The organism is Catellatospora chokoriensis (assembly GCF_011297315.1).
GTDB lineage: Bacteria > Actinomycetota > Actinomycetes > Mycobacteriales > Micromonosporaceae > Catellatospora > Catellatospora citrea.
The window spans coordinates 32,319-57,154 of the sequence record NZ_JAAOTI010000004.1 but is presented as its reverse complement, the minus strand read 5'-3'; the positions used below and the strand labels follow the sequence as shown (position 1 = coordinate 57,154).

The 24,836-nt window shown below is 72.1% G+C and carries 24 protein-coding genes; 16 read left to right on the top strand and 8 right to left on the bottom strand.

The genetic code is table 11. From position 1 onward, the window contains the following. The first annotated feature begins 10 nt into the window (after positions 1–10). Together HAV39_RS07440 and HAV39_RS07435 are read left to right on the top strand one after the other, a co-directional pair. A complete protein-coding gene (locus HAV39_RS07440) occupies positions 11–508 on the top strand; it encodes a SigE family RNA polymerase sigma factor (RefSeq protein ID WP_191838465.1) in 498 nt (165 codons plus the stop codon). After that, the gene (locus HAV39_RS07435; RefSeq protein WP_191838464.1) at positions 505–1,533 is read left to right on the top strand and encodes an LCP family protein; all 1,029 of its coding nucleotides are present in this window, start codon (positions 505–507) and stop codon (positions 1,531–1,533) included. The genes HAV39_RS07440 and HAV39_RS07435 overlap by 4 nt, the downstream gene beginning before the upstream one ends. On the opposite strand, the gene HAV39_RS07430 is transcribed toward HAV39_RS07435, so the two are convergent. After that, positions 1,524–1,742 carry a hypothetical protein gene (locus HAV39_RS07430; protein WP_191838463.1) on the bottom strand — a complete coding sequence of 73 codons (219 nt, stop codon included), beginning with the start codon at positions 1,740–1,742 and terminating at the stop codon, positions 1,524–1,526. The genes HAV39_RS07435 and HAV39_RS07430 overlap by 10 nt on opposite strands. A gap of 68 nt (positions 1,743–1,810) precedes the next feature. Between HAV39_RS07430 and HAV39_RS07425 the strand changes: the two genes are divergently transcribed. The 3 genes from HAV39_RS07425 (at position 1,811) to HAV39_RS07415 (ending at position 4,089) form a co-directional block, all read left to right on the top strand. Then, positions 1,811–2,191, top strand: coding sequence for a phage holin family protein (locus HAV39_RS07425; RefSeq protein WP_191838462.1), 381 nt, complete (start codon positions 1,811–1,813; stop codon positions 2,189–2,191). 151 nt (positions 2,192–2,342) lie between these two features. After that, complete coding sequence (gene fbaA / locus HAV39_RS07420; protein WP_120317714.1) at positions 2,343–3,365, top strand: class II fructose-bisphosphate aldolase; 1,023 nt, start codon at positions 2,343–2,345, stop codon at positions 3,363–3,365. A gap of 205 nt (positions 3,366–3,570) precedes the next feature. Then, positions 3,571–4,089, top strand: a complete 519-nt coding sequence (locus HAV39_RS07415) for a hypothetical protein (RefSeq protein WP_120317715.1) — start codon at positions 3,571–3,573, stop codon at positions 4,087–4,089. A 101-nt stretch (positions 4,090–4,190) separates the two neighbouring features. Here HAV39_RS07415 and HAV39_RS07410 read toward each other — a convergent pair whose 3' ends face one another. Then, positions 4,191–5,294: an LOG family protein gene (locus HAV39_RS07410; protein ID WP_191838461.1), complete on the bottom strand. Its 1,104-nt coding sequence runs from the start codon at positions 5,292–5,294 to the stop codon at positions 4,191–4,193. Positions 5,295–5,369: 75 nt separating this feature from the next. Between HAV39_RS07410 and HAV39_RS07405 the strand changes: the two genes are divergently transcribed. Then, positions 5,370–5,777: a DUF3151 domain-containing protein gene (locus HAV39_RS07405; RefSeq protein ID WP_191838725.1), complete on the top strand. Its 408-nt coding sequence runs from the start codon at positions 5,370–5,372 to the stop codon at positions 5,775–5,777. Positions 5,778–5,844: 67 nt separating this feature from the next. Here the strand turns inward: HAV39_RS07405 and HAV39_RS07400 are convergent, their stop codons facing one another. Together HAV39_RS07400 and HAV39_RS07395 are read right to left on the bottom strand one after the other, a co-directional pair. Next, entirely contained in the window at positions 5,845–7,458 is a 1,614-nt protein-coding gene (locus tag HAV39_RS07400) for a chromosome partitioning protein (protein ID WP_239120460.1), read from the bottom strand. Between the two features lie 69 nt (positions 7,459–7,527). Continuing rightward, a complete protein-coding gene (locus HAV39_RS07395) occupies positions 7,528–8,475 on the bottom strand; it encodes a diacylglycerol kinase family protein (RefSeq protein ID WP_191838460.1) in 948 nt (315 codons plus the stop codon). Positions 8,476–8,600: 125 nt separating this feature from the next. Here HAV39_RS07395 and HAV39_RS07390 point away from each other — a divergent pair, with 125 nt between their 5' ends. From HAV39_RS07390 to purD, 3 genes are all read left to right on the top strand, one after another. Continuing rightward, entirely contained in the window at positions 8,601–9,899 is a 1,299-nt protein-coding gene (locus HAV39_RS07390) for an adenylosuccinate synthase (protein ID WP_191838459.1), read from the top strand. Between the two features lie 150 nt (positions 9,900–10,049). Continuing rightward, positions 10,050–10,991 carry a DUF559 domain-containing protein gene (locus HAV39_RS07385; RefSeq protein WP_239120462.1) on the top strand — a complete coding sequence of 314 codons (942 nt, stop codon included), beginning with the start codon at positions 10,050–10,052 and terminating at the stop codon, positions 10,989–10,991. 59 nt (positions 10,992–11,050) lie between these two features. Then, positions 11,051–12,298: a phosphoribosylamine--glycine ligase gene (gene purD / locus HAV39_RS07380; protein WP_191838458.1), complete on the top strand. Its 1,248-nt coding sequence runs from the start codon at positions 11,051–11,053 to the stop codon at positions 12,296–12,298. 170 nt (positions 12,299–12,468) lie between these two features. Here the strand turns inward: purD and HAV39_RS07375 are convergent, their stop codons facing one another. The 3 genes from HAV39_RS07375 to HAV39_RS07365 form a co-directional block, all read right to left on the bottom strand. Then, positions 12,469–14,034, bottom strand: a complete 1,566-nt coding sequence (locus HAV39_RS07375) for an AMP-binding protein (RefSeq protein ID WP_191838457.1) — start codon at positions 14,032–14,034, stop codon at positions 12,469–12,471. A 227-nt stretch (positions 14,035–14,261) separates the two neighbouring features. Further along, a complete protein-coding gene (locus HAV39_RS07370; protein ID WP_191838456.1) occupies positions 14,262–15,473 on the bottom strand; it encodes an acyl-CoA dehydrogenase family protein in 1,212 nt (403 codons plus the stop codon). A gap of 6 nt (positions 15,474–15,479) precedes the next feature. Next, positions 15,480–15,932 (bottom strand): SCP2 sterol-binding domain-containing protein, encoded by a 453-nt coding sequence (locus HAV39_RS07365; RefSeq protein WP_191838455.1) that lies wholly within the window; start codon positions 15,930–15,932, stop codon positions 15,480–15,482. Between the two features lie 169 nt (positions 15,933–16,101). Here HAV39_RS07365 and HAV39_RS07360 point away from each other — a divergent pair, with 169 nt between their 5' ends. After that, a complete protein-coding gene (locus tag HAV39_RS07360; protein WP_120321613.1) occupies positions 16,102–16,683 on the top strand; it encodes a TetR/AcrR family transcriptional regulator in 582 nt (193 codons plus the stop codon). A 132-nt stretch (positions 16,684–16,815) separates the two neighbouring features. Here the strand turns inward: HAV39_RS07360 and HAV39_RS07355 are convergent, their stop codons facing one another. Then, positions 16,816–17,394, bottom strand: coding sequence for a hypothetical protein (locus HAV39_RS07355; RefSeq protein ID WP_191838454.1), 579 nt, complete (start codon positions 17,392–17,394; stop codon positions 16,816–16,818). Positions 17,395–17,538: 144 nt separating this feature from the next. Between HAV39_RS07355 and HAV39_RS07350 the strand changes: the two genes are divergently transcribed. The 6 genes from HAV39_RS07350 to HAV39_RS07325 all read left to right on the top strand — a co-directional run bounded on the left by HAV39_RS07350 (position 17,539) and on the right by HAV39_RS07325 (position 24,827). Then, on the top strand, positions 17,539–18,975 hold the full coding sequence (locus tag HAV39_RS07350; RefSeq protein ID WP_191838453.1) for an efflux RND transporter periplasmic adaptor subunit: 1,437 nt from the start codon (positions 17,539–17,541) through the stop codon (positions 18,973–18,975). A gap of 200 nt (positions 18,976–19,175) precedes the next feature. Beyond that, the gene (locus HAV39_RS07345) at positions 19,176–19,913 is read left to right on the top strand and encodes a response regulator transcription factor (protein WP_191838452.1); all 738 of its coding nucleotides are present in this window, start codon (positions 19,176–19,178) and stop codon (positions 19,911–19,913) included. Continuing rightward, the gene (locus HAV39_RS07340) at positions 19,910–21,595 is read left to right on the top strand and encodes a sensor histidine kinase (protein ID WP_239120463.1); all 1,686 of its coding nucleotides are present in this window, start codon (positions 19,910–19,912) and stop codon (positions 21,593–21,595) included. The genes HAV39_RS07345 and HAV39_RS07340 overlap by 4 nt, the downstream gene beginning before the upstream one ends. Before the next feature lie 135 nt (positions 21,596–21,730). Continuing rightward, a complete protein-coding gene (locus HAV39_RS07335) occupies positions 21,731–22,894 on the top strand; it encodes an efflux RND transporter periplasmic adaptor subunit (RefSeq protein WP_191838451.1) in 1,164 nt (387 codons plus the stop codon). After that, positions 22,891–23,625 carry an ABC transporter ATP-binding protein gene (locus HAV39_RS07330; RefSeq protein WP_191838450.1) on the top strand — a complete coding sequence of 245 codons (735 nt, stop codon included), beginning with the start codon at positions 22,891–22,893 and terminating at the stop codon, positions 23,623–23,625. The genes HAV39_RS07335 and HAV39_RS07330 overlap by 4 nt, the downstream gene beginning before the upstream one ends. Further along, positions 23,622–24,827 carry an ABC transporter permease gene (locus HAV39_RS07325; RefSeq protein WP_191838449.1) on the top strand — a complete coding sequence of 402 codons (1,206 nt, stop codon included), beginning with the start codon at positions 23,622–23,624 and terminating at the stop codon, positions 24,825–24,827. The genes HAV39_RS07330 and HAV39_RS07325 overlap by 4 nt, the downstream gene beginning before the upstream one ends. Positions 24,828–24,836: the final 9 nt, after the last annotated feature.

Here is a 24,836-nt window from a genome sequence, read left to right as displayed (position 1 = left end):
GGAGGTGGCTGTGACGTACGAGGAATTCGTCAACTCGCGGCTGGGCGCGCTCGCGCGCTACGCGGTGATGCTCACGGGTGACCAGCACACGGCCCAGGACCTCGTCCAGGAGACGATGGTCCGGGTCCAGCTCAACTGGCGCAGGGTGGCTCGGGCAGACGCGCCCGAGCGCTACGTCAAACGCATGATGATCAACCAGTACGTGGACTGGCGGCGCGGATCCTGGCTGCGCCGGGTGTTCCTGCGGCCCGACGCCGACGAGGCGGTCGCCGTGCCCGTGGATCATGCGCAGCGCTCGGCGGACCGCGACCTGATCTGGTCCGTGCTGGCGACGCTGCCGCGGCAGCAGCGGGCGGCGCTGGTGCTGCGCTACTACGAGGACCTGCCGGATGCGGAGATCGCCGAGATGCTCGGCTGCTCCGTCGGCGCGGCCCGTGGGTACATCTCGAAAGCGCTGACCCGGTTGCGGGCGTCGGCGGAGCAGCTGAGCCTGGGAGGAGTCCGATGATCGAGGAAGAACTGCGCGGAGCGTTCGCCCGCCACGAGGAGCAGGCGCCCGCACTGGAGCCGCTGCGCCGGACCATCGACACGCTGGCCGCCCGGCGTCGCCGCCGCCGCACGGCGACCCGCACCGGGGCCGCCGCCGTGGTCGTCGCGCTGGCGCTGGCCCTGCCGGTGCAGCTGTGGCGGGGGGAGCTGTCCCTGCCGGCGCAGCTGGGGGGCACGGGTTCGCCGGTGGCGGCTCCGCAGGGCCCACTGAACCTGCTGCTGCTCGGGCTCGACCGGCGCGGCACCATGACGGACTCCCGCGCCGACACGATCATGCTGGTGCACCTGCCCGCGGACGGCAGCGAGGCTTACCTGGTCTCCATCGAGCGGGACGTCGCCACCGACATTCCCGGCGAGGGCAAAAACAAGATCAACGCTTCGTATTTCTACGGCGGCGCCGAGGGAGTCCGGCAGGCCGTCGAACGGCTCACCGGCGTGCGGGCCGACGCCGTGGCGGAGGTGGAGTTCTCTGCGCTGCGGTCGGTGACCGACACCCTGGGCGGCCTGCCGGTCTGCCTGCCCCGGCTGGTGACCTCGCAGCACACCGGAAAGGCCTACCCGGCCGGCTGCCAGGACTACTCCGGGGCCCAGGTGGCGGACCTGGTCCGCCAGCGCTGGGGAACGCCCCACGGTGCCTACGACCGGGATCGGATCGGCCAGCGGGTGCTGCTGGGGCTCGCGAAGAGGGCCGGTGACCTGGCGGTCCTGCGTGACATCGGCAAGGTGAACCAGTTGGTGCGCACCCCCGGGATCACGTTGCACACCGGCGACCTGAGCCTGCTCGGCCTGGCGATGCGGCTGGACCGGGTCGAGGCGGCCGGCATCATCGGCATCAGCCAGCCGACGTTCCACGGCGGCACGTCCGGCGGACAGGCGTTCGAGCAGCTCGATCCGAAGGTTGCGCCAGACCTGCTCGCGGCGCTGCGGAACGACGCCATGGGTGAGTTCGTCATCAAGTACCCGAGCTGGGTGCTTCAGGAGTAGTCCTCGTCGGCGGGCACGACCACCACGTTCTGCTCGATCTTGTCCCACTCGGAGGCCGGCGGCACCGGCTCGTCCGGCCCTCCGAGTGGCTCCTGCGGGAGGGCGTTGTTGCGGTCCTCGGCGTCCGCCAGGGGATCCGCCGGCGTCGACTGCTCGAGCGCGTCGGCCTCGGGCACGTCGTACGCGTTCCCTGCCACGTTCTCGGTCATTGCTTCACGGTATGACTCGCCTGCGATATTCGCCAGCAGATGTGGGTTTCGGCGTAGAAGATGACCATATGGGCTTTCTGATCCGCTGGGTGATCAACGCAGTCGCGCTCTGGGTCACCACTCTGGTCGTCTCGGGCATCGAGATCACCGCGGCGACCACCACGCGCAGCATCCTGACCCTCATCGTGGTCGCGCTGATCTTCGGCCTGGTCAACGCCATCCTGAAGCCCGTCATCCACCTGCTGGGCTGCGTCTTCTACGTGATCACGCTGGGGCTGTTCGCGCTGTTCGTCAACGCGGCGCTGTTCCTGCTCGTGGACTGGCTGGCGAGCGTGTTCAAGCTGCCCTTCGAGATCGACGGGTTCTGGCCCGCGTTCTGGGGCGCCATCGTGATGGGCATCGTGAGCTGGGCACTCAGCCTGCTGGTGCCGGACGGCGACGAGGGCTGACGGGGGCGGGTGGGGTCGATTCGCCAGGTCAGGTGACGTAGGCAATACTCCTGTAACGAGGACATCGCGGTCTTCCCGCAGCCATCGGGCGCGGCGACGCGCACCGCCGCGGCCATCCGCGTCACTGCACGCACGCTAGGAGCGTTCACAGATGCCTATCGCATCCCCTGAGGTCTACGCCGAGATGCTCGACCGCGCCAAGGCCGGCGCGTTCGCCTACCCCGCGATCAACGTCTCCTCCTCGCAGACGCTGCATGCCGCGCTGCAGGGCTTCGCGGAGGCCGAGAGCGACGGGATCATCCAGGTCTCGACCGGCGGCGCCGAGTACCTGTCCGGACCGACCATCAAGGACATGGTCACCGGTTCGGTGGCCTTCGCGGCGTTCGCGCACGAGGTCGCCAAGAAGTACTCGGTCAACGTCGCGCTGCACACCGACCACTGCCCCGAGAACAAGCTGGACGGCTTCGTCCGCCCGCTGCTGGCCATCTCCAAGGAGCGCGTGGCCCGCGGTGAGAACCCGCTGTTCCAGTCGCACATGTGGGACGGTTCCGCGGTGCCGCTGCACGAGAACCTCCAGATCGCCGAGGACCTGCTGGCCCTCACCCACGCCGCGAAGATCGTCCTCGAGATCGAGGTCGGCGTCGTGGGCGGCGAGGAGGACGGCGTCGTCGGCGCGATCGACGAGAAGCTGTACTCGACCGTCGAGGACGCGATGGCCACGGCTGCCGCGCTGGGCCTGGGTGAGAAGGGCCGCTACATGACCGCCCTCACCTTCGGCAACGTGCACGGCGTGTACAAGCCGGGCAACGTCAAGCTCCGCCCGGAGATCCTCAAGGAGATCCAGGAGCAGGTCGGCGCCAAGTACGGCAAGGAGAAGCCGTTCGACCTGGTGTTCCACGGCGGCTCGGGCTCGCTGCTGTCGGAGATCCGCGACGCGGTCGACTACGGCGTGGTCAAGATGAACGTCGACACCGACACGCAGTACGCGTTCACCCGCCCCGTCGCCGACCACATGCTGCGCAACTACGAGGGCGTGCTGAAGGTCGACGGCGAGGTCGGCAACAAGAAGCAGTACGACCCGCGCGCGTGGGGCAAGGCCGCCGAGGCCGGCATGGCTGCCCGGGTCGCCCAGGCCTGCCAGGACCTGCGCTCCACCGGCACCCGGATCAAGTAATCCGCCACGCGCGGGCCGCTCCGGGCCCACGGATTGGCACAAGATCGCTGAACGCGGTCGTGATCTGCGGCTCGACTGCAGGTCACGACCGCGTTTCACGTTCCCGGCGTGTTTCGCCGCGCGCGTGTCGACCCGGGTCCCCGCCTAACCTGACGGGAATCGGTACGATCGTCCGAATCCGCGTCTCAGGGCAGGAGGTCCGCACGTGCTGGGCATCGACGGGTACGACCCGGTCTGGCACCACGATGCCGGTGCGCTGGCGGCGGCGCACCGCAACCGCTTCGCCCGCGTCATCGGACAGCCGCTGGTCGGCTCCTGGCTGGTGTGGGACCTGGACGCCGAGGCCTGGTTCACCGGCGGCCCCGTGGTGTTCGGCTTCCCCGACGCCAACATCGAGATCACCCACCGCAAGTTCGACGAGTGCGCGATCAGCTGGGACACCATCGACCTGCAGGCCCAGCTCGACTGGCCCGGCCTGCGCCTGGACTGGTGGGCCGACACCCACCCGGCGATCCTGTCGGCCCGCGGCCGCCCGCTGACCCGGGTCAACCTCATCGAACGGATCAGCCCGACCGCCTGGCGCCCGCACGTGCTGCACGCGCTCGAATTCTTCTTCGGCGACCTGCGCGTCGCCCTGTTCAACGCGATGGACGAGAACGGCCTCACCGGCGAACCCGAGGTCAACCTCCCGGTCGGCTTCTGGCGCAGAATCCCGGTCGCGTAGCCCCCACCCCGCGCCATGACCGGCCGACTTGCCTGGCAGATATGCGTATCTTGAACCGCCATCCGGCCATGTGCCAGGCAAGTCGAACGATCATCCAGCCGTCAGTTGCAGAGGATGGCCAGGGCCTCGTTCACGTCGTCGGTCACGTGGACCAGTTCCGCCAGCGCCGCGCCGCCGAGCAGGGTGCGCAGCAACTCCGTCACGGGCAGTTCCTCGGTCCAGAAGCGACGGCCGAGGAAGACGAAGGGGCCGCTCTCGCCGTCGGTGGCGTAGTAGGTCTTGGTGGCGGCCTGGAAGACCTCCTGCACGGTGCCCGCGCGGCCGGGGGCGAACACGATGCCGCCGCGGGCCGCCTTCAGGATCACGTCCTCGCGGATCGCGTTCGAGAAGTACTTCGCGATCTGGCCCGCGAACACGTTCGCCGGCTCGTGGCCGTAGAGCCAGGTCGGCACGGACAGGCCGCCCGCCCACGGGTCGGCCGCCGGGAACTCGGCCAGCACGTGCAGCGCGACCTTCGTGTACGGGTCGTGCGCGTGGAAGTCCGGCTCCGCGGCCAGCCTGCCGATCGCCTCGTCCAGCACCGCCGCCGGGTGGGCGGCCAGGTAGGAGCCCAGGTTCGCGGCCTCCATGACCCCGGGGCCGCCGCCGGTCAGCACCAGTCGGCCGTGCCCGGCCAGCGCGTGGCCGATCGCCGCGGCCATCCGGTACGCGTCGCTGCCGCGGACCTCGGCGTGGCCGCCCATGATGCCGATGCGCCGCCGGGGCGAGATCGCCGCCAGGGCGTCGTGCAGCGCGTTGTCGATGCCGTGGTCGTGCAGCCGCTGCGCCAGCGCCTCCCGGACCCCGGCGTTGGGGCCGCCCTCGGCCACGAAGTGCCGGTAGACCCGGGTGTCGTACATGCCCGCGAAGCCGCCCTCGGCGAACCCCGCGGTCAGGTCGGCAGCGGTGTAGAGGCGCGCCGGATGCGTCGGGTACGGCACCCAGTCGGCCACCGGCACGACGTGCGCGCCCCGGCGCACCAGCGCCGCCTCCGCGGCCAGGCTCGGGAACGTGCAGCCGATGAAGACCGCGTCGGTCACCTTGATCCGGGACAGGTCGGCGGTGATGGGCAGGCCCTGCACCGTCAGCCCGGCCAGGCTCTTCTCCGCCAGCCGTTCGGCCAGCTCCTCCTGGGATTCGATCTCCAACGGGGTAGCAGCAGACATCAGGCGAGTATGCCCGTGACGAAACCCTCAGCGCAGCGCGGGGACATCGGCACCCCGGCCGGGTTGAATGTCCGTATGCAGAACCTGATGCCCGAACCTCCTGCCACGCTGCTGCCCACCGACGAGGCTGCCGCCGCCGCGCTGGCCGCCGCCGCGGACCCGACCTCCGTCGCCGCGGCGTATCCCACGTACAGCGCTGCCTGGGCCGCGCTGGCGCAGCTCGCGCTGACCGCGGGGCAGCCCGTTCCGGCGTACGCGTTCGCCCGCACCGGATACCACCGCGGCCTGGACCAGCTGCGCCGCGCGGGCTGGAAGGGCCACGGCCCGGTCCCCTGGTCGCACGAGCCCAACCAGGGCTTCCTGCGCTGCCTGCACGCCCTGTCCGTGGCCGCCGCCGAGATCGGCGAGGCCGACGAGGCGGCCCGCTGCGCGCAGTTCCTCCGCGACTGCGACCCGTCCGCCTTCGACGCGCTCAACGACTGAGGCACGGGCGGGCGCGTGCGGCCGCGCTCCTCGCGGCCCGGCGCCCGCCCGTGCCCCGGCGGATCGGTTACAGGCCCTCGGCGACAGCCGCGGCGATGCGCAGCCAGGCGTCCTGGGACTCCTCGGTGAGCCGCCCGTAGTCGATCGGCTCGCCGGAGTCGAGCATGCGCTCGTACGGCGCGATGAGCACGGCCCGGGTGCGCGCGGCGAAGTGCCGCTCGATCGCGGGGATGTCCAGCTCGCGGCGGCTCGGCGGCAGCGAGACGATGGTGACGGCCTGCCGGACCAGGCGGCTGCGGCCGGTCTGCTCCAGGTGGTCGAGCATCCGGGCGGCGGTCTCCGCCGAGTCGTTGCGGGCGGACATGGTGACCACGAGCTGGTCGGTCGCGTCGATGGCGGCCTGCCAGTTCTCGGCCCGCACGTTGTTGCCGGTGTCCACCATGATCAGCTTGTAGAAGCGGCTGACCACCTCGCGGATCTCCGCGAAGGCGTGCGCGGTCAGCATCTCGCCCGCGGTGGCGGACTCGTCCGAGGCGAGCACCTCGAACATGCCGTCGCCCTGCGAGCGCACGTACTGCGACAGGTCGCCGACGCGGCTCTGCGACCCCTGGAACTGGTGCAGGTCGCGCATCAGGTCGCGCACCGTACGCGAGTGGAAGTCCTGCTGGGACCGCATGCCCAAGGTGCCCTGGGTCTCGTTGTTGTCCCAGGCCAGCACGTACCCGCCGCGCTTGCGGCCGAACGTCATGGCCAGCAGCAGCACGGCCACGGTCTTGCCCGCGCCGCCCTTCGGGTTGACCACGGTGATCTGCCGCAGGCCGCCGAAGTTGCGCCGGACCAGGTCGGTGGCGCGCCGGATCTCCTGCTCGCGCTGCCCCGGGCTCAGGTTGAGCAGGCCGAACGTGGACTTGCGCAGCGCCGCCTGGATGCCCATGTGGGCGACCGGATCGGCGGGTCGGGTGGCCCGCCGGCGGGCGAACTCCTCGGCCGTGGGCAGGTAGACCTCGCCACCGCCGGGGCCGGGCTGCTGCGGCCCGCCGAACTGCGGCGGCGGGGGCGCGGCGGGCGTCGTCGGCAGCGGCGGGATGTGCGGCGCCTGCGACACGGGCCATACGCCCGGCGCGGTCTGCGGCGGGGGCACGGCCGTGACGGCCGCACGGGCAGGAGGCACCGGGGCGGTCGCGGGCCTGGCGGCCGAATCCTCAGCCGGGTCCTGGCCCTGCTCAGGTGCGGGGAGGGGCACCGCCGCACGGGCTTCGGCCGGCGGCGCGGGCACGGCCTGCGGGGCCGGCTGCGTCGGCGGGGCCGGGACGGGTGGCGGCGGGATCGGCGGGCCCACCTGCTGCGGGGGCAGCGGGATCGGCGCGCTGTGCGGCTGCACCGGCACCGCGGTCGGCGGCAGCGGCACCGCGGTGCGCTCGCGCTGCGGCAGCGGCGGCAGCGGCACCTGCATGGTCCGGGTCAGGTCGGCGCCCCCCGCCACCGGCTGCGGGCCCGCGAGCGGGATGCCCGCCTGCGGGGCCGGAACCGCCATCGGCACGCCGGCCATGGGCGCGCCGGAGGCGGGCTGGTCCGGGCGCGGCACGGCGGCGGACGCCCGGGCGCCCTGGCCGCGCACGATCGGCTTGCTGTCCTCCGCGGGGCCGCTGATCTCGTCCGGCGGCCACTCCCATTCCGTCATCGCGTTTCACTCCCCAGTGCCGTCTGCCCCTGCAGCCTAGTCAGTGCGCACACCCCGCAGGAGGTCCCGTCAGCCCGTATAGACGGCCCACGCCGCGGGCTCCACCCACCAGGAGCGCTTGCGGGTCAGCTCGCCCGATACCCCGTCGTCGGCGAACGGAACCTGCGTGTCGCGCGGGGTCACCGAGACCGCCCGGCCGCGTGCCCGGCGCACCTCGATGCGCAGCCGGGGCGCGCCGAATAGGGGCTTGTGCCGGACCGGCACCGCGACCGCGACGTCGATCACACCGTCGGCCGGGTCCACGGCCGTGAGCAGGGGAAGGCCGTCCAGCAGGGTGGCCCCGGAGCCGTTCGCGACGGCGACCGCGAGCAGCGGCTCCGCGCCGTCGGTCAGCACCGCGTCGTCGACCTCCACCCGCCCCGCCCACTGCACGGGCTGGCCGTCCTCGGTCGAGCCGGCCAGCAGCACCCCGTCCAGCGTCACCGAGCCGCCGTCGTGGCGCAGCAGGTCCAGCCGCCGCGTCCGGTCGCCCAGCACCGCCGCGGCCACCGCGGCCGGGTCCCGGGGCAGGCCCAGCTGCGCGGCGAAGTCCACCGCGGCCGCGTCGATCGGCAGCACCGCGAGCGCGGGCAGATCCGGCACCGTACGCCCGGCGGGCAGCTCGGCGGGGCGCTTCGACGGGGCCGGGGCATACCGGCGGACCAGGCGGCGCAGCACGTGGCGCAGCTGCCCGTCGTCGGTGACCGCGATCACCAGCCGGGTCTTGCCGTCGGCGTCCGGCCAGGTCAGGCCGTCCTCGCGGGGCGGCCCGTCGAGCCGGGACAGCACCTCGTCGATCTCGGTGTCCGAGCAGGCCACCACGGTGTCCACCCGCGCCCCGGCGGCGCGCAGCGCGTCCGCGCAGTGCAGCACCGGCACCCGGGGGCGCGGGGCGTCGCTGTGACCGTCGCCGCAGCCGTCGGAACCGCAGCAGCCGCCCTCAGGCTCTGCCATGCTCAGCAGCACCACGTCATACACAGTGCGTCGTCCTCTCGGGTTCCGGCCTTGCCCGGGCATGCGCGCCCGATCAAGCTGTTAGCCTGGCACCCCGGGGTCACCACAGCCGTGGGCGGCCCGCGGCTCGCCTAGGAGGCGAAGGAAAGATGCCAGCGATCGTGCTTCTCGGCGCCCAGTGGGGCGACGAGGGCAAAGGCAAGGTTACCGACCTGCTCGGATCACGAGTGGACTACGTCGTCCGCTTCTCCGGGGGGAACAACGCCGGCCATACCGTGGTCACCCCGGACGGCCAGAAGTTCGCCCTCCACCTGATGCCGAGCGGCGCGCTGCACCCCAACGCGGAGATCGTCCTCGGCAACGGCGTCGTGATCGACCCGAAGGTGCTGCTGGCCGAGATCGACGGCCTCGCCGAGCGCGGCGTGGACGTGTCCCGCCTGCTCATCTCCGCCGACGCGCACCTGGTCATGCCCCACCACCGGGCGCTGGACCGGGTCGTCGAGCGCTACCTCGGCACCGCCCGCATCGGCACCACCGGCCGCGGCATCGGCCCCGCCTACGGCGACAAGGTCGCCCGCATGGGCATCCGGGTGCAGGACCTGCTCGACCCCGGCATCCTCCGGCAGAAGCTGGAGCTGGTGCTGCGCGAGAAGAACCAGATCCTGTTCAAGGTCTACAACCGCAAGGGCTTCGACGTCGACGCCGTGGTCGAGGAATACCTGACCTACGCCGAGCGGCTCAAGCCGTTCATCGCCGACACCCGCCTGATCCTGAACAAGGCGCTGGAAGACGGCAAGACCGTGTTCATGGAGGGCGCGCAGGCCACCCTCCTCGACCTCGACCACGGCACGTACCCGTTCGTCACCTCGTCGAACCCGACCGCGGGCGGCGCCTGCGTGGGCGCGGGCATCGCGCCGACCCGGATCAGCTCCGTGATCGGCGTCATCAAGGCGTACACCACGCGCGTCGGGGCGGGTCCGTTCCCGACCGAGCTGCACGACGACATGGGCGAGCACCTGCGCAAGACCGGCGGGGAGTACGGCACCACCACCGGCCGCCCGCGCCGCTGCGGCTGGTTCGACGCCGTCATCGGCCGCTACGCCGTCCGCGTCAACGGCATCACCGACCTGGTCGTCACCAAGCTCGACATCCTGTCGGGCCTGGAGCAGGTCCCGGTCTGCGTCGGCTACGAGGTCGACGGTGAGCACCTCGACGAGATGCCCATGACCCAGACCGCCTTCCACCACGCCAAACCCGTCTACGAGTACCTCCCCGGCTGGTTCGAGGACATCTCCAAGGCCCGCGACTTCGCCGAACTCCCCCTCAACGCCCAGCGCTACATCGAACGCCTCGAAGAGCTCTGCGGCACCCGCATCTCCATGATCGGCGTAGGCCCCGGCCGCGACGAGAACGTGGTCCGCCACGACATGCTGTCAGCCGTCTCCTGACACCCTTCCCGGGTTGATCATGAACTTATGGACGTGTTCGACGGCGTGTCCCTACCTTGGGACCGTGGTCGTCCACGGTCAACGGCGGTTGTCCACAGGTTTGTCCACAGGGGTTGAGTAGGCGGGCTTCGGCCCGCAGGCTCAACCCCTGTGCTTGCCGTACAGCAGATCTCCGAAGCCCAGGACGGGCTGATCACCGCAGCGCAGTGCCGAAGGCTGGGCATCACTGCGGATCATGTGAAATGGCTCGTCCGCAGCCGGGTGTGGACGGCCGTCAGCAGGGGCGTGTACCTCGTCGACGCGGATCTTCGCGGGTCGTCGCTTCCTCTTCGTGTGCTGGTCCGGGCGGGGCAGCTCGCCTGTGGACCGCACGCGGTGGTGGTGCGGCACAGCGCTGCCCTGCTGCATGGGATCCACGGCCTTCGGCAGGACGAGCGGGCCGTCCACCTGAGTCTGCCCGGCGACCGGGCGGTGCCGAAGCGGCTGGGTGACGGGCGACTCGTGCCCCACCAGCTCGTCATCGACGAAGCGGACCTCGTCGAGCGCGAGGGGATGAGGGTCACGTCTGCGCTGCGTACCGTGGCGGATCTGTTGCTGTGCACGGACCGCTACGCGGCGGTGTCGGTGCTCGACTCGGCACTGCACCAGGGCCTCTTCGCCGACTTCGACCTGCCGGACGTGTATCGGCTGATCGCCGGCCGCCGGGGTGTGGTGGCCGCCCGGGACTGGATCGGGCAGTCGGACGGCCGGGCGGAGTCGCCACTGGAGACCAGGGCGCGGCTGCGCTGTGCGGATGCGGGCGTGGCGCCGGACGAACTGCAGTCGGTGATCCGAGGGGCGGACGGAGCCGTGCTCGGCCGCGCCGACATGCTGTGGCGCCGGGCTCGGGTGATCGGCGAGGCGGACGGCGAGCAGGTGCACGGCAGGCCGGAGGCGGTGTTCCGGGACCGTCACCGACAGAACGACCTGGCCAACGCCGGCTTCACCGTGCTCCGCTTCACCTGGTCCGACACCCTCGTCCCCGACCGCATCCCCACCGTGGTCCGCCGCGCCCTGGCCGGTGCCCAGAGATCGATCACGGTGGCAGGGTAGGGACACGCCGTCGAACACGTCCATAAGTTCATGATCAACCCGGAAGGTAGGCTGGGGGCGTGCGGGTACTGGTGGTTGGCGGTGGGGGGCGGGAGCACGCCCTGGTGTTGGGGTTGGTGCGGGATCCGGGGGTCACGGCCGTTGTTGCGGCGCCGGGGAGTCCGGGGATCGCGGAGGTGGCGACCGAGCTGCGGGAGGTGGACATCCTGTCGCCGGAGGCGGTGGCGGGGCTCGCGGTGGAGGTCGAGGCCGACCTCGTGGTCGTGGGGCCGGAGGCGCCGCTCGTGGCAGGGGTAGCCGACGCGGTGCGGGCGAAGGGCATCCCCTGTTTCGGGCCGTCCGGCAGTGCGGCCCGGCTCGAAGGCTCCAAGGATTTCGCCAAGCAGGTCATGACCGCCGCGAAGGTGCCGACCGCGCGTGCCTTCACGTGCAGCACGCCCGAGGAGGCGGCGCGGGCGCTGGACGCGTTCGGTGCGCCGTACGTGGTGAAGAACGACGGCCTCGCCGCGGGCAAGGGTGTCGTCGTCACCGACGACCGGAACGCCGCGCTGGCCCACGCCGCCGAGTGCGGGCGCGTGGTCATCGAGGAGTACCTCGACGGGCCCGAGGTTTCGCTGTTCGTGGTGACCGACGGCGTGACCGCGGTGCCGCTGCTGCCCGCGCAGGACTTCAAGCGCATCGGCGACGGCGACGCGGGGCCGAACACCGGCGGCATGGGGGCGTACGCGCCGCTGCCGTGGGCGCCGCCGAACCTGGTCGACCACGTCATGGCGACCGTGGCCCACCCGACGCTGCAGCAGATGCGCGACGCGGGCACCCCGTTCTCCGGTCTGCTCTACATCGGCCTGGCGATCACCGACGGCGGCCCGAAGGTGATCGAGTTCAACGCGCGCTTCGGCGACCCGGAGACGCAGTCGGTGCTGGCGCTGCTCGACACCCCGCTGGGCGGCCTGCTGTACGCGGCGGCCACCGGCGAGCTGGCGGGCCATCCCGAGCTGCAGTGGCAGGACGCCTTCTCGGTGACCGTGGTGCTGGCCAGCGCCGGGTATCCGGCGAGCGCGCGCACCGGGGACGAGATCACCGGCGCGGCGGGGCTGATCCACGCGGGCACGAAGCGCGATGCCGACGGCGTGCTGCGTTCGGCCGGGGGCCGGGTGCTGTGCGCGACGGCGACGGGGCACGACCTGCACGCGGCGCGCGCGGCGGCGTACGAGCTGGTGTCGCACGTGGAGCTGGCGGGCAGCCAGTACCGCACCGACATCGCGCTGGCGGCCGAGGAGGGCCGCGTCGTCTCCCCCTGGCGCTGACGCCGACCGCATTCACCGCTGCCCCAGCAGTAACTCTGACCTGCACCAACGCAGATCGACCGTTAAGAAGGGCACCTTCTACAACGCATTGCGTTAAGAAGGTGCCCTTCCTTCGTCCCGGTGCGCCGCAGATCGTGGAGAGCCGCGGAGCGTGGTGGGGGCGGTGGGGGTCACATGGTGCGCAGGAGCCGGGGGATGACCTTGCCGGTCGCGGTGCGGGGGAGCTCGGGGACGAAGTGGACGTCGCGGGGGACGCTGAAGCGGGCCAGGTAGTGGCGTACGTACTCGCGGACCTCGTCGGTGTCCAGGTGCTGGCCGGGGTGCAGGACCAGGTAGGCGGCCAGGCGCTGGCCGTAGTCCGGGTCGGGCACGCCGATCACGGCCGCCTCGCGGACCTGCGGGAGCTGGGTGAGCAGCTCCTCGACCGGGCGCGGGAAGACGTTCTCGCCGCCGGAGACGACCATGTCGTCGGCGCGGCCGTCCACGTACAGCAGGCCGTCGGCGTCGAGGTGGCCCAGGTCGCCGGTGCCGAGCATGCCGTCGGGGCGGTCGCCGGGCGGCGGCGGGACGCCAGGCCCGCGGGTGTATCCCTCGAACAGCATCTCGTTGCCGACGTGGATCTCGCCGACGCGGCCGCGGGGCACGGGCAGGCCGGTCGGGTCGAGGATCGCGATCCGGGTGCCGTGCGGCGGCCGGCCCGCGGTGCCGGGGTCGCGGCGCAGGTCGGCGGGGGTGGCGATGGACGCCCAGGACGCCTCGGTGGAGCCGTACAGGTTGTAGAGGCAGTCGCCCCAGGTGTCCATGAACCGGGTGGCCAGGCCGCCGGGCAGGGCTGATCCGCTGACCGCGACGACGCGCGGCGGCTTCGCGGGCACCGCCCCCGCCTCGACCAGCCGCTGCAGCATCACCGGCACGGCGAACAGAGCGGTGCATCCGTGCACGTCGACGGCGTGCGCGGTGGCCACGGGGTCGAACCGGCGCTGGAGCACCACGGTGGCGCGCATGGCCAGGGAGAGCTGCAGCGCGGCGTACCCCCAGGTGTGGAACAGGGGTGCGGAGATCAGGATGCGCTCGCCGACCTTCAGCGGGATGCGGTCGATGATGGAGACGAGCGGGCCGAAGCCGGGCGGGGTGGGGCGGCGGGCGCCCTTGGGCGCGCCGGTGGTGCCCGAGGTGAGCACGATGGTGCGGCCGGCCCGGCTCACGTCGGTCCACCGGCCCTGCGGCGGGGTCTCGGCCAGCATCGCGTCGACCCGGGACTCGTCGAGCCGCTCGCACGGCGCGGCCGCGGCGACCGGCGCGAACTCGCGGTCGTGGATGAGCAGGCGCAGTTGCTGCTGCTCGGCCACCGCGGTGAGCTGCGGCGCGGACAGCGCGGTGTTGACCAGGACGGCGTCCGCGCCGAGCAGTGAGCAGGCGACCATGGCCTCGATCAGGCCGGCGTGGTTGCGGCACATCAGGCCGACGCGCACGCCGGGCGCCACGCCCCGGGTGCCGCCGAGCGCGACGGCCAGGCGCTGGGCGCGGTGCAGGAGCTGGCGGTAGGTGATCGCCCCGCGGTGCTCGTCGATGATCGCGGGGCGGTGCGGGTCGCGGGCCTCGGCGGCGCGCAGCTCGCCGGCGAGCGTGAAGCCCCACCGGCGCAGCGTGTTGAGCTGGTCGGCGACGCGGGTCGGGCTGCCGGGGCTGAGCAGCCCGCGGCGGGCCAGGGTACGGACAATGAAGAGCAGGTCCACGACGGTGAGGCCTCTCGTTCGATCGCCAGGGTTACCCGGATATTACTGAGCGGTAACTAAAAAGTGAAGACGGCGGCCTGCAAAAGCAGACCGCCGTCTATGGCTTGCCGGGCGCCGGGTGCCGGGCAAAAGATCGCTGTTTCGTGTCAGAACCTGCGGCCTCACCGCACTTCCTGACACGAAACGACGATCTTCGCGCTTCGCGGCCTCCCGGCCCGGCAGCAGGGTCAGCGCAAGGAGGCTCCGGTGATGGCGCGGGCGATCACCAGGCGCTGGATCTCGCTCGTGCCCTCGAAGATCGTGTAGATCTTGGCGTCCCGGTACCACCGCTCCACCGGGTGCTCGCGCAGGTAACCGGCGCCGCCCAGGATCTGCAGCGCCTTCTCGGTCACCGACACCGCGACCTCGCCCGCCTTGAGCTTGGACATCGAGCCCTCGCCCGCGGTGAACGGCCGGTTGTTGCGGCCCATCCAGGCCGCCCGGTACACCAGCAGCCGCGCGGCGTCGATCTCCATGCGCATGTCGGCCAGCGCGAACGCGATCGCCTGGTTCTCCACGATGGGCTTGCCGAACTGCACCCGCGTCCTGGCGTACTCCAGCGCGTACTCGTACGCCGCCCGGGCGATGCCCAGCGCCTGCGCGCCGACCGCGGGCCGGGACAGCTCGAACGTGCGCATCGAGGCCTGCCCCGAGGAGCGCTGCCCGGACCGCGCCCGCGCCAGCCGCTCGTCGAGTCTGTCCTTGCCGCCGAGCACGCAGTTGCCGGGCACGCGCACCTCGTCGAGGAACACGTCGGCCGTGTGCGAGGCGCGGATGCCGAGCTTGCGCAGCTTGCGGGCGGTGTGCAGGCCCTTGCTGCCGGGCGGCACGATGAAGCCGGCCTGCCCGCGCGAGCCCAGTTCCGGGTCGACGACGGCGGTCACCACGTGCACGTTGGCGATGCCGCCGTTGGTGGCGTACGCCTTCTGCCCGGTCAGCACCCACTCGTCGGTGGCCTGGTCGTACACCGCGCGGGTGCGCATGGCGCCCACGTCGGAGCCGGCCTCGGGCTCGGTCGAGCAGAACGCGGCGACCTTCGGGTCCTCCTTGGTGCCGAAGCACTGCGGCACCCATTCGGCCATCTGCTCGGGGGTGCCGGAGCCGAAGATCCCGGCGACCGCCAGGGAGGTGCCCATGATGGCCAGCCCGATGCCGGCGTCACCCCAGAACAGCTCCTCGCTGGCGATGCACATGGACAGCCCGCTCGGGTCGGCCCAGAGGTTGGCCAGGAACTCGAAGTCGTAGAGGCCGATCTTCGCGGCTTCGGCGATGACGGGCCAGGGAGTCTCCTCCCGCTCGTCCCACTCCGCGGCGGCCGGGCGCACGACCTGCTCGGCGAAGCCGTGCACCCAGTCCCGCAGATCCCGCTGCTCCTCGTTCAGATCGAGCGAGAACTCCATGGAAGGTCAGGCCTTGGGGATGTTGAAGAGGTTGGCGATGTTGGCGGCCAGGGCCAGGTCGCCCTTGGCCTTCAGCTTGCCGGTCATGAACATCATGACGGGGTTGCCGTTGCCGGAGACGACCTTGAGGAAGTCGGCCGGGCCCACGGTCACGGCGAGCTTGGGCTCGTGCGACGGGGTCTCCGACAGGGTGCAGGCGCCGTTCGCGATGACCAGCTCGTAGGTGTCCGAGCCGCCGTCGGCGGCGCCCGTGATGATCCAGTGGATGACCGCCTCGGTGTTGCCCGCGCGCTCCGGGCGGAACAGGCCGGGCATGCGGCGGAAGATCTCGTCCAGGACCTTCGTGCGCAGGTCGCCGCCGAGCACCTCGTTCAGCTGCGCGTCGGAAGCGTTCTTGACCAGGCTGGCGAACTGCGCCGGGTCGAGGGAGCTGAAGTCAGACAGGTCGAAGTCGGCCATGATGTCCTCCATAACCATTGGAACTTACTCGTGCGTAACCTTACGACGGAGTAGGTAGGCTGGCAAGGTGCAGAGCAACCCACTTCCTCCAGGTGACGACGCGCCGGCGAGCCCGCGCGCCGGGGACACCCCGCGCGGCCGGGTGCCGCGGGCGGAGCGCGAGCAGCAGATGCTCGACGCCGCGGTGCTGGTGTTCTCCCGCCGGGGATTCCACCACGCCAACATGGACGAGATCGCCGAGCTGTCCGGCGTGTCCAAGCCCATGGTGTACGCGTATCTCGGCACCAAGGAGGAACTGTTCATCGCCTGCCTGCGCCGCGAGTCCGCGCGCCTGGTCAGCGGCCTGGCCGCGGCGGCCGATCCCACCCTCCCCCCGGACCAGCAACTGTGGCGGGGGCTCAAAGGTTTCTTCGAGTTCGTCGGCGCGCACCGCGACGGCTGGTCGGTGCTCTACCGGCAGGCCCGCACCCAGCAGCCGTTCTCGGTGGAGGTCGCCGCGATGCGGGAGACGGTCGTCGAGGTGATCACCGACCGCCTCGACGGGGCATTGCGGCTGGAGGGGCGGCAGGTCAAACCCGATGACCTCACCGCGATGGCGCTGACGCTGGTCGGCGCGAGCGAGTCGCTCGCCGACTGGCTGGCCGACCACCCCGACGAAGACCCCGGGCGTACGGCGACGCGCCTGATGAACGCCGTCTGGCTCGGCGCGGATCAGCTCATGCGCGGAGTGGCCTGGCGTCCACCGGCCTGACCCGCATGACGAAGGGCGCTCACCGCGGTGAGCGCCCTTCGTCTTCGAGGAGCCGGTCCGGCGGTGCTGCACGGGGGACAGCACCGCCTGGACCGGCTCCGGTCCACCAGCCCGGCCGGCTGGGAGATGCGGTCAGCTCGCCGCCGGGCTCGGCGCGGTGGAGGGGCGAAGCACGGCACAGGCCTGCATCGCCGCCACCACCTTCGGATCGGCGGTCGCGAGCTGCCGCCCGGGTGTGAACTCCACACCGCGTTCTGCGAGGCAGTTGCGGTACGCCGCGTTGGCCCCGTTGTCGCCCCGGTTGCCACCGAAGCCTCCACCGGGTCCGCCGCTGGGGCGCACCGACGCGCAAGCCTGCTGTGCCTGCTGCCACTTCTCGGCGTCCACGCCTTCCGGTGCCCGCATACCCCCGCCGGGGCCGCCGAAACCACCACCCGGCTGCCCGCTGGGGCGTGCCGTCGGCCGGCCGCTCGGGAAGCCCGAGGGCCGGGCGGTCGGCATGCCGGACGGTCTGCCCTGACCCTGGCCGAAGCCTTCCGGCAGGGTGATCCCCTGCTCCTTCAGGCACGCGGCGTACGCGGCGAAGCCGTTCGCCGGGTTTCCGGAGCCGGCCTGGCCGGCTGCGGGATCGTCAGCGGAACCGCAGGCCGCGGCGAGGCCGAGCACGGCGATCGCGACGGCGGCGGTGAGGGCGGCGCGGGTCTGTCTCATCGGCGTCTTCACGGGCGCGAGCGTGCGCGCCGCGGCTCGGGGCTTGCTCGACCGAACCTCAGAATGGGCTGGGAGTGGCGGCTTTGAGGTGGCTCCGAGGTTAGCTGAAGCGATCACCGAGCGGCGGCCGCGAGACTCCCGCCCATGACGTTCGTGGTGCGCGGAAGACGGCGCCGATGGGTGGCCGCGGGCGCGGCGGTGCTCATCGCCGTCGCGGTGGTGACGGTGGTCGCGGTGCAGGGTGGTGACCCGGCCCCGGCGGCCCCGGCGACGGTCGCGGTGCAGCGGGGCGAGGTCACCTCGTCGGTGGCGGCATCGGGCAAGGTGTCCCCCGTCGCCACCCGCGAGCTGGCCTTCTCCGTCGCGGGCACGCTCACCGGGGTGCTGGTGAAGCCGGGCGACGAGGTGGTCGCCGGGCAGGACCTGGCGACGATCGACGCCGCCGATGCCCGCGAGGCCCGCGACGACGCCGCGAACGCGCTGGCCGAGGCGAAGCAGGCCCTGACCGACGCCCAGGACGCCACCGACACCGCCGACACGGCCACCGGCTGCACCACGGCGCGTGCTGCCGCGTACGGAACCACCGGCGACAGCTCCGTCACCGCCGTGACGGCAGCGCTGATCGCCCACCAGGCGACCGGCACGCCGGACACGGCCACCACCACTGCGGCCACGACCGCCGGCTTGACCGCCGCACGCAGCGCGACCGCGGTGACCAGCGCGACCACCACCGCCTCGGGCACCGCCACCCCCATCGCCACCGCGACGGCCAGTGTCTCGCCGTCGCCGTCCAGCACCCCGTCGGCATCGGCATCGGCGTCGCCGTCTCCGTCGGCCTCGGCCAAGCCCTCGGCCTCGCCCAAGCCCTCAACGGCGCCCTCGCGCACGCCCGCGCCCAGCACCGGCGGCTGCACGTCAGGCGGCTCGTCCAACGGCGGTCCGTCCAACGGTGGCGGCGCGAACGGCGGCCGCGGCGGGGACGCGATCTACTCCGCACAGGTCGCCGTGAACAAGGCCGAAGCCGACCTGACCAAGGCCGAGCGCAACCTCGCCGGTACGACGATCACGGCTCCGGTGGCCGCCAAGGTGCTCAGCGTCGGCGGCCGGGCCGGGGACGCGGTGAGCACTGGAACCTTCATCACCCTCGGCGTCGTCGCCACGATGATGGTCGAGGCCGAGTTCGCCGAGGCCGACGCGGTGAGCCTGGCCGTCGGCCAGCCCGCCATGGTGACGCTGGGCAACCGCCCCGACGAGACGCTGCCCGCCACCATCGCCCAGGTGGCCGCCACCGGCACCGCCTCCGGCACCCTGGTCCGCTACCACGTGCTGCTCGCCTTCGACGGCGCCCCCGAGGGCCTGCTCATCGGCCAGAGCGCCACCGCCGGCGTCGTCCTCGCCCGCGCCGAGGGCCTCCTCCTGCCCCAGTCCGCCGTCCGCGTGACCGGCGACAGCACCGGCGAGGTCAAGCAACCCGACGGCACCCCCCGCACCATCGCCATCGGCCTACGCGGAGACGGCAACGTAGAAATCCTCTCCGGCCTCACCGAAAACGAACCCGTCCGCCTCAACGCCCGCTCCTGACCCCCCAACCCCGACGATCTTGCGGGAACTGCGGGTATGACACACGCGAAACGGGCATATCGGCAACAGTTCACGCAAGATCGTCGCGATCATGGGGGGTGGGGTGGGTTCACGGGGTTTCGAGGGGGCTCCCAGGGTTCTTCGAGGTAGGGCGGATACAACGGGCTCACAGGCAGGACCGAGGTGGCAGGGAGCCGGCAGTGACGCAGCAGCAGGAGCGGGTACGGACCAAGGTGCTCGTCGTCGACGACGAGGCCAACATCTGTGCGCTGCTGTCGGCGACGCTGCGGCTGGTGGAGTTCGACGTGCGGGTCGCGCACACCGGGCGGGACGCGCTCATCGCGGCCGAGGAGTTCCAGCCGGACCTGGTCGTGCTCGACGTGATGCTGCCCGACCTGGACGGCTTCGAGGTCGCCCGGCAGTTGCGGGCCGACGGGCGCGGGCCGGAGAACGCGCTGGTGCCCGTGCTGTTCCTGACCGCCCGGCACTCCGTCGAGGACCGCATCTCCGGACTGACCGTCGGGGCGGACGACTACGTCACCAAGCCGTTCAGCCTGGAGGAGGTCGTGCTGCGCATCCGGGCCATCCTGCGGCGCAGCCGGCCCGGCGGCGACCAGGCCGACAGCGGCGTGCTTCGCTACGCCGACCTGGAGCTGCACGAGGACGCCCACGAGGTGCGGCGGGGCGGCAAGCTCGTCGACCTGTCCCCGACCGAGTTCAACCTGCTGCGCTACCTGCTCGTCAACGCGGGCCGGGTGGTCTCCAAGGCGCAGATCCTGGACCGGGTGTGGAGCTACGACTTCGGCGGCGACGGCCGCATCGTCGAGTCGTACGTCTACTACCTGCGCAAGAAGGTCGACAAGTGGGACCCGCCGCTGATCCACACCGTGCGCGGCGTCGGCTACGCGCTGCGCCTGCCCCGAGGTGGCCAGGAATGATCCGCCCACCGTGGCGGCGGTGGACCCTGCGGACCCGGATGGTGGTCGCGGTGGTCGCGCTCGCCGGGGTGGCCCTGCTCATCACCGACTTCGTCGCCGCCACGACGCTGCGCCACACGCTGGCGCAGCAGCTCGACGAGGACGTGCGCGAGCTGAACCGCTTCGGCGGCGGCCCCTGGCCCGGCGGCTTCGGCAACCGACCGCCGACCGGGCCGGACGCCTCCCGGACCCCCTCGGGGCTGGGCACCGGCCAGCCAGGGCCGGCGGCCACGGCGTCGCCCACCATCGCGCGGCCGACCCCGACCGCACCGGCCGGCGCGTCGACCACGGCCAACGATGTCGTCTGCGAGGGGCGGTTCGGCGCGGGTGGCGGCGGTGCGCTGCCGCCGGGCCAGGGCGACACCATCGTGAGCTTCTACGACGCGGAGGGGCAGTTCATCTGCCGCCTGAGCAACGGCATCAAGGCATGGGAAGGGCCCCAGCTCACCTTGGCGCAGCTCAAGGAGAATGCGCACGTCGGCGCCGGCCGTGACGCGGGCAAGGTGTTCACCGTGGCCAGCCCCTCCGGGCAGGACTTCCGGGTGACCGTGAGCCGGAGCAGCCAGGACGGCAGGTACCGCGTCTCGGCCATCTCGCTCGACCGGCTGCAGAACACCGCGAACCTGGTGCTGCTGGTCGTGCTGGCCGTGGGCGGGCTGGTGCTGCTGGGGCTGGGCTTCGCGGCGTACAGCGTGGTCCGGATCGGGCTGCGACCGCTGACCAACATGGAGCATGCCGCGGCGCAGATCGCCGGTGGTGACCTGACCGCCCGCGTGCCCGACCCCGACCCGCACACCGAGCCCGGCAGGCTCGGCCTCGCCCTCAACACGATGCTGGGCCGCATCGAGGCGGCGGTGACCGCACGGGCGGCGTCGGAGCAGCGGCTGCGGCAGTTCCTCGCGGACGCCTCGCACGAGCTGCGCACCCCGCTCACCTCGATCCGCGGCTTCGCGGAGCTCTACCGCCGCGGTGGTTCGCCGCCCGGCCCCGAGCTGGACGAGACCATGTCCCGCATCGAGCAGGAGGCTGCCCGGATGGGCCTGCTGGTCGAGGACCTGCTGCTGCTGGCCGCGCTCGACGAGGAACGCCCGCTGCAGCAGTCCCGGGTCGACCTGCTGTCCGTCGCCGCCGACACGGTCCGCGACGCGCACGTGCGCACCCCGGGCCGCACCGTCGAACTGGCCGGCTTCGAGCCGGTCACGGTGCAGGGCGACGAGCACCGGCTGCGCCAGGTGGTGACGAACCTGGTGGCGAACGCGCTCCAGCACACCACGCCCGAGGCCCGGGTCACCCTGCGGGTGAGCCACCGCGGCGGCGAGCCCGCCGACGAGGTGTTCGAGTTGCCGCTGGCCCGCGACATCGGTCCGGTGGTCGCCTCGGTGGGTGCGGAGCTGGACCCGGACGTGCCCGTCGCCGTGGTGGAAGTCGAGGACACCGGGCCGGGGGTGCCGCCCAAGCACGCGGCCCGCATCTTCGAGCGGCTGTACCGGGCCGACCCGCACCGTGCCCGCAGCCACGGCGGTGCAGGCCTGGGCCTGGCCATCGCCTCGGCGATCGTGAAGGCCCACGGCGGCCGCATCGAACTGGCCACGTCCCCGGGCGTCGGTTCGACCTTCCGCGTCCTGCTGCCGCTCGCCGGCTGAGCAGCCCGGCCGGTGCTGACGGCCGGGCGAACCGGCTGCCTGAGACGGGAGACTCCCGCGGTGTGGCGGCGGCTCCAAGCTCATTCCGAGGTTGGCCGGAGGTCGCGTCGAGGGCGGGTCGCGACGATGCGTGCCATGCGATTGCGGCGAGGCATCCCGCTCGGGCGGACCACACTGATCAACAGCGCTCTCGGGCTGCTGCTGGTAGGTGGCGGCACCTGGGCGTATTTCTTGATCAGCGGAGACGCGGCGCCGGCCCAGGCGAACACGACACGCACCGTGGCGGTGGCCCAGGGCAAGGTGACCGCGACGGTCACGGCCGACGGGTCGATCGGGTCGGCGAACACGATGTCGGCCGACTTCGCCACCGGCGGCACCGTCACCGCGATCAAGGTGAAGGTCGGTGACAAGGTCGCCAAGGGCGCGGTGCTGGCCACCGTGGACGCGACCGAGGTGAAGGAGAGCCTGGCCACCGCCGAGCGCAACCTCGACGCGGCCCGTGACGCGCTGGACCGGGCCGAGGACGGCGGTGACGACAGCAGCATCGCCAACGCCGAGAACCAGGTCGACCAGGCGGCGTCCGCGGTCGCCGCGGCCCAGCGTACGGTCGCGGGCACGGTGCTCAAGGCACCCATGGCCGGCACGGTCGTGGCGGTCGGCGGCGCGGTCGGCGGCTCCTCGGGCGGCTCGTCCGGTGGCGGTGGCGGCAACAACTCCTCGTCCTCGTCGTCGAGCGGCTCCGGGTTCGTGCAGCTGGCCGACCTGACGAAGCTGCAGGTGACGGCCGGTGTCGCCGAGGCCGACGCGACCCGGCTGAAGGTCGGGCAGTCCGCGACGGTCACCTGGAACGCGCTGACCGGGGCCACCGCGACCGGCAAGGTGTCGGCGATCTCGCCGACCGCCTCCAGCGGCAACACGGTGACGTACCCGATCGAGGTGCTGCTGGACAGCATCCCGGAGGGCACCCGGCTCGGGCAGACGGTGAGCCTGTCGGTGACCGTGGACGAGGTGGTCGACGCGGTCTACGTGCCCGCGGCGGCGGTGCGCACGGCCGGCGGCCGGACCACGGTGATCGTGGTGAAGGACGGCGTGCAGGAGACCCGGGCCGTCGAGATCGGGCTCAAGGGCGACGCGTACACGGTGATCGTCTCCGGGGTGACCGTGGGTGAGCAGGTCGTGCTGGCCACCGTGACCAGCGGGACCGGCAACCAGCCGCAGTTCCCGGGCGGCGGGCCGGGCGGCTTCACCGGTGGCGGCTTCGGCGGCAACCGGCCTGCGGGCGGCGGTGGTGGGCGATGACCGCCCCCGGCCGGGCGCAGCGGCCCGTCCTGGAGGTCGTCGACCTGGTCAAGACGTACGGCGAGGGCGAGACGGCGGTGCACGCCCTGGCCGGGGTGTCGCTGACCGTCGCGCCCGGCGACTACGTGGCCATCATGGGCTCGTCGGGCTCCGGCAAGTCGACGCTGATGAACATCCTCGGCTGCCTCGACGTGCCCAGCTCGGGCACGTACCGGCTGGACGGGGTCGACGTCAGCGAGCTGAACGAGTCGCAGCTGGCGCTGGTGCGCAACCGCCGGATCGGGTTCGTGTTCCAGTCGTTCAACCTGATCGCCCGGACCAGCGCGCTGGCCAACGTGGAGCTGCCGCTGGCGTACGCCGGGATCAAACCCGCCGTGCGCCGCGAGCGGGCGCTGGCCGCGCTGGACATGGTGGGCCTGGCCAACCGGGCCGAGCACGATCCGAACCAGCTCTCCGGCGGCCAGCAGCAGCGGGTCGCGGTGGCCCGGGCGCTGGTCAGCCAGCCGGCGCTGCTGCTGGCCGACGAGCCGACCGGCAACCTGGACAGCCGTTCCACGAAGGACGTGCTGAGCATCCTGGACGGGCTGAACGGGCAGGGCCGCACCATCGTGCTGATCACGCACGAGGACGAGGTCGCCGCGCACGCGCACCGGACCATCCGCCTGGTCGACGGCCTGGTCGTCTCCGACGTACGCCGCCGCGAGATCACACCGGTAGGGGTCATGGCATGAGCTTTTTCGAGATCTTCGGGTTCGCGTTGCGCGGTGTCGCGGCGAACAAGCTGCGGTCCGGGCTGACCGTGCTGGGCATCCTGATCGGCGTCGCGGCGGTGATCCTCCTGGTCGCGGTCGGCACCGGCTCGGCCAAGCAGGTCGAGGACAGCCTCGCCGCGCTCGGCACCAACACGCTGACCGTGCAGGGCGGCCGCGGCGGCGACACCGGCTACCGCACCGACCTGACCCTCGACATCGTCAAGGCGTTGCAGGACAAGGAGTCCGCGCCGGACGTCAAGAGCGTGTCGCCGGTGGTGAACAGCGCGCAGACGCTGACCTTCGGCGACGCCTCGTACGACGTCAACTCGGTGATCGGCACGTACCCGTCGTACTTCTCGGCGTCCAACAGCGTGGTCGCGAGCGGGTCGGGCTTCACCGAGGAGGACGTCGACCAGGCCGCGCGGGTGGTGGTGCTCGGGCCGACGACCGCCGAGGAGCTGTTCGGCACGACGGTGGACCCGGTCGGGCAGCGCATCGGCATCGCGGGGCAGATCTACTCGGTGATCGGGGTGCTGGCGAAGAAGGGCTCGACCGGCTTCAACGATCCGGACGACGTGGCGATCGCGCCGCTGCCCGCGGTGCAGCGCTCGCTCACCGGATACGGTCCCGTCTCGTCGATCACCATCGAGGCGGCGAGTGCGGACGCCGTGGCCGCCGCGAAGGCCGAGATCACCGCGATCCTCAACGCGAAGATGCACGTCGCGGACGGCGCGAGCAGCACGCCGTACCAGATCAGGGATGCCTCTCAGCTGCTGGAGACGCGCACCGCGACCGCGGAGACCTTCACCGTGCTGCTCGGCGCGGTCGCCGGGATCTCGCTGGTGGTGGGCGGCATCGGCATCACCAACATCATGATGGTCTCGGTGACCGAGCGGACCCGCGAGATCGGCATCCGCAAGGCGCTGGGCGCGCCGCGCCGCGTCATCCTCAGCCAGTTCCTGATCGAGGCGACGCTGCTCAGCCTGCTCGGCGGCGGGTTGGGCGTGGCTGCCGCGCTGATCGGCGCGAACTTCGAGATCGTCGGCATCAAGCCGGTGATCATGCCCGACTCGGTGGTGCTGGCGCTGGGCGTCTGCGTGGCCATCGGACTGTTCTTCGGCAGCTACCCGGCCAGCCGGGCGGCCGGCCTGCGCCCCATCGACGCCCTGCGGTACGAGTAAGGAGCTTGA

Bases quoted from the DNA above. Each gene is read 5' to 3' on its own strand.
- HAV39_RS07435 (WP_191838464.1), top strand. From the start codon at position 505: ATGATCGAGGAAGAACTGCGCGGAGCGTTCGCCCGCCACGAGGAGCAG.
- HAV39_RS07430 (WP_191838463.1), bottom strand. From the start codon at position 1,742: ATGACCGAGAACGTGGCAGGGAACGCGTACGACGTGCCCGAGGCCGAC.
- HAV39_RS07425 (WP_191838462.1), top strand. From the start codon at position 1,811: ATGGGCTTTCTGATCCGCTGGGTGATCAACGCAGTCGCGCTCTGGGTC.
- fbaA (WP_120317714.1), top strand. From the start codon at position 2,343: ATGCCTATCGCATCCCCTGAGGTCTACGCCGAGATGCTCGACCGCGCC.
- HAV39_RS07410 (WP_191838461.1), bottom strand. From the start codon at position 5,294: ATGTCTGCTGCTACCCCGTTGGAGATCGAATCCCAGGAGGAGCTGGCC.
- HAV39_RS07405 (WP_191838725.1), top strand. From the start codon at position 5,370: ATGCAGAACCTGATGCCCGAACCTCCTGCCACGCTGCTGCCCACCGAC.
- HAV39_RS07400 (WP_239120460.1), bottom strand. From the start codon at position 7,458: ATGACGGAATGGGAGTGGCCGCCGGACGAGATCAGCGGCCCCGCGGAG.
- HAV39_RS07390 (WP_191838459.1), top strand. From the start codon at position 8,601: ATGCCAGCGATCGTGCTTCTCGGCGCCCAGTGGGGCGACGAGGGCAAA.
- HAV39_RS07370 (WP_191838456.1), bottom strand. From the start codon at position 15,473: ATGGAGTTCTCGCTCGATCTGAACGAGGAGCAGCGGGATCTGCGGGAC.
- HAV39_RS07365 (WP_191838455.1), bottom strand. From the start codon at position 15,932: ATGGCCGACTTCGACCTGTCTGACTTCAGCTCCCTCGACCCGGCGCAG.
- HAV39_RS07360 (WP_120321613.1), top strand. From the start codon at position 16,102: ATGCTCGACGCCGCGGTGCTGGTGTTCTCCCGCCGGGGATTCCACCAC.
- HAV39_RS07355 (WP_191838454.1), bottom strand. From the start codon at position 17,394: ATGAGACAGACCCGCGCCGCCCTCACCGCCGCCGTCGCGATCGCCGTG.
- HAV39_RS07350 (WP_191838453.1), top strand. From the start codon at position 17,539: ATGACGTTCGTGGTGCGCGGAAGACGGCGCCGATGGGTGGCCGCGGGC.
- HAV39_RS07340 (WP_239120463.1), top strand. From the start codon at position 19,910: ATGATCCGCCCACCGTGGCGGCGGTGGACCCTGCGGACCCGGATGGTG.
- HAV39_RS07335 (WP_191838451.1), top strand. From the start codon at position 21,731: ATGCGATTGCGGCGAGGCATCCCGCTCGGGCGGACCACACTGATCAAC.
- HAV39_RS07330 (WP_191838450.1), top strand. From the start codon at position 22,891: ATGACCGCCCCCGGCCGGGCGCAGCGGCCCGTCCTGGAGGTCGTCGAC.
- HAV39_RS07325 (WP_191838449.1), top strand. From the start codon at position 23,622: ATGAGCTTTTTCGAGATCTTCGGGTTCGCGTTGCGCGGTGTCGCGGCG.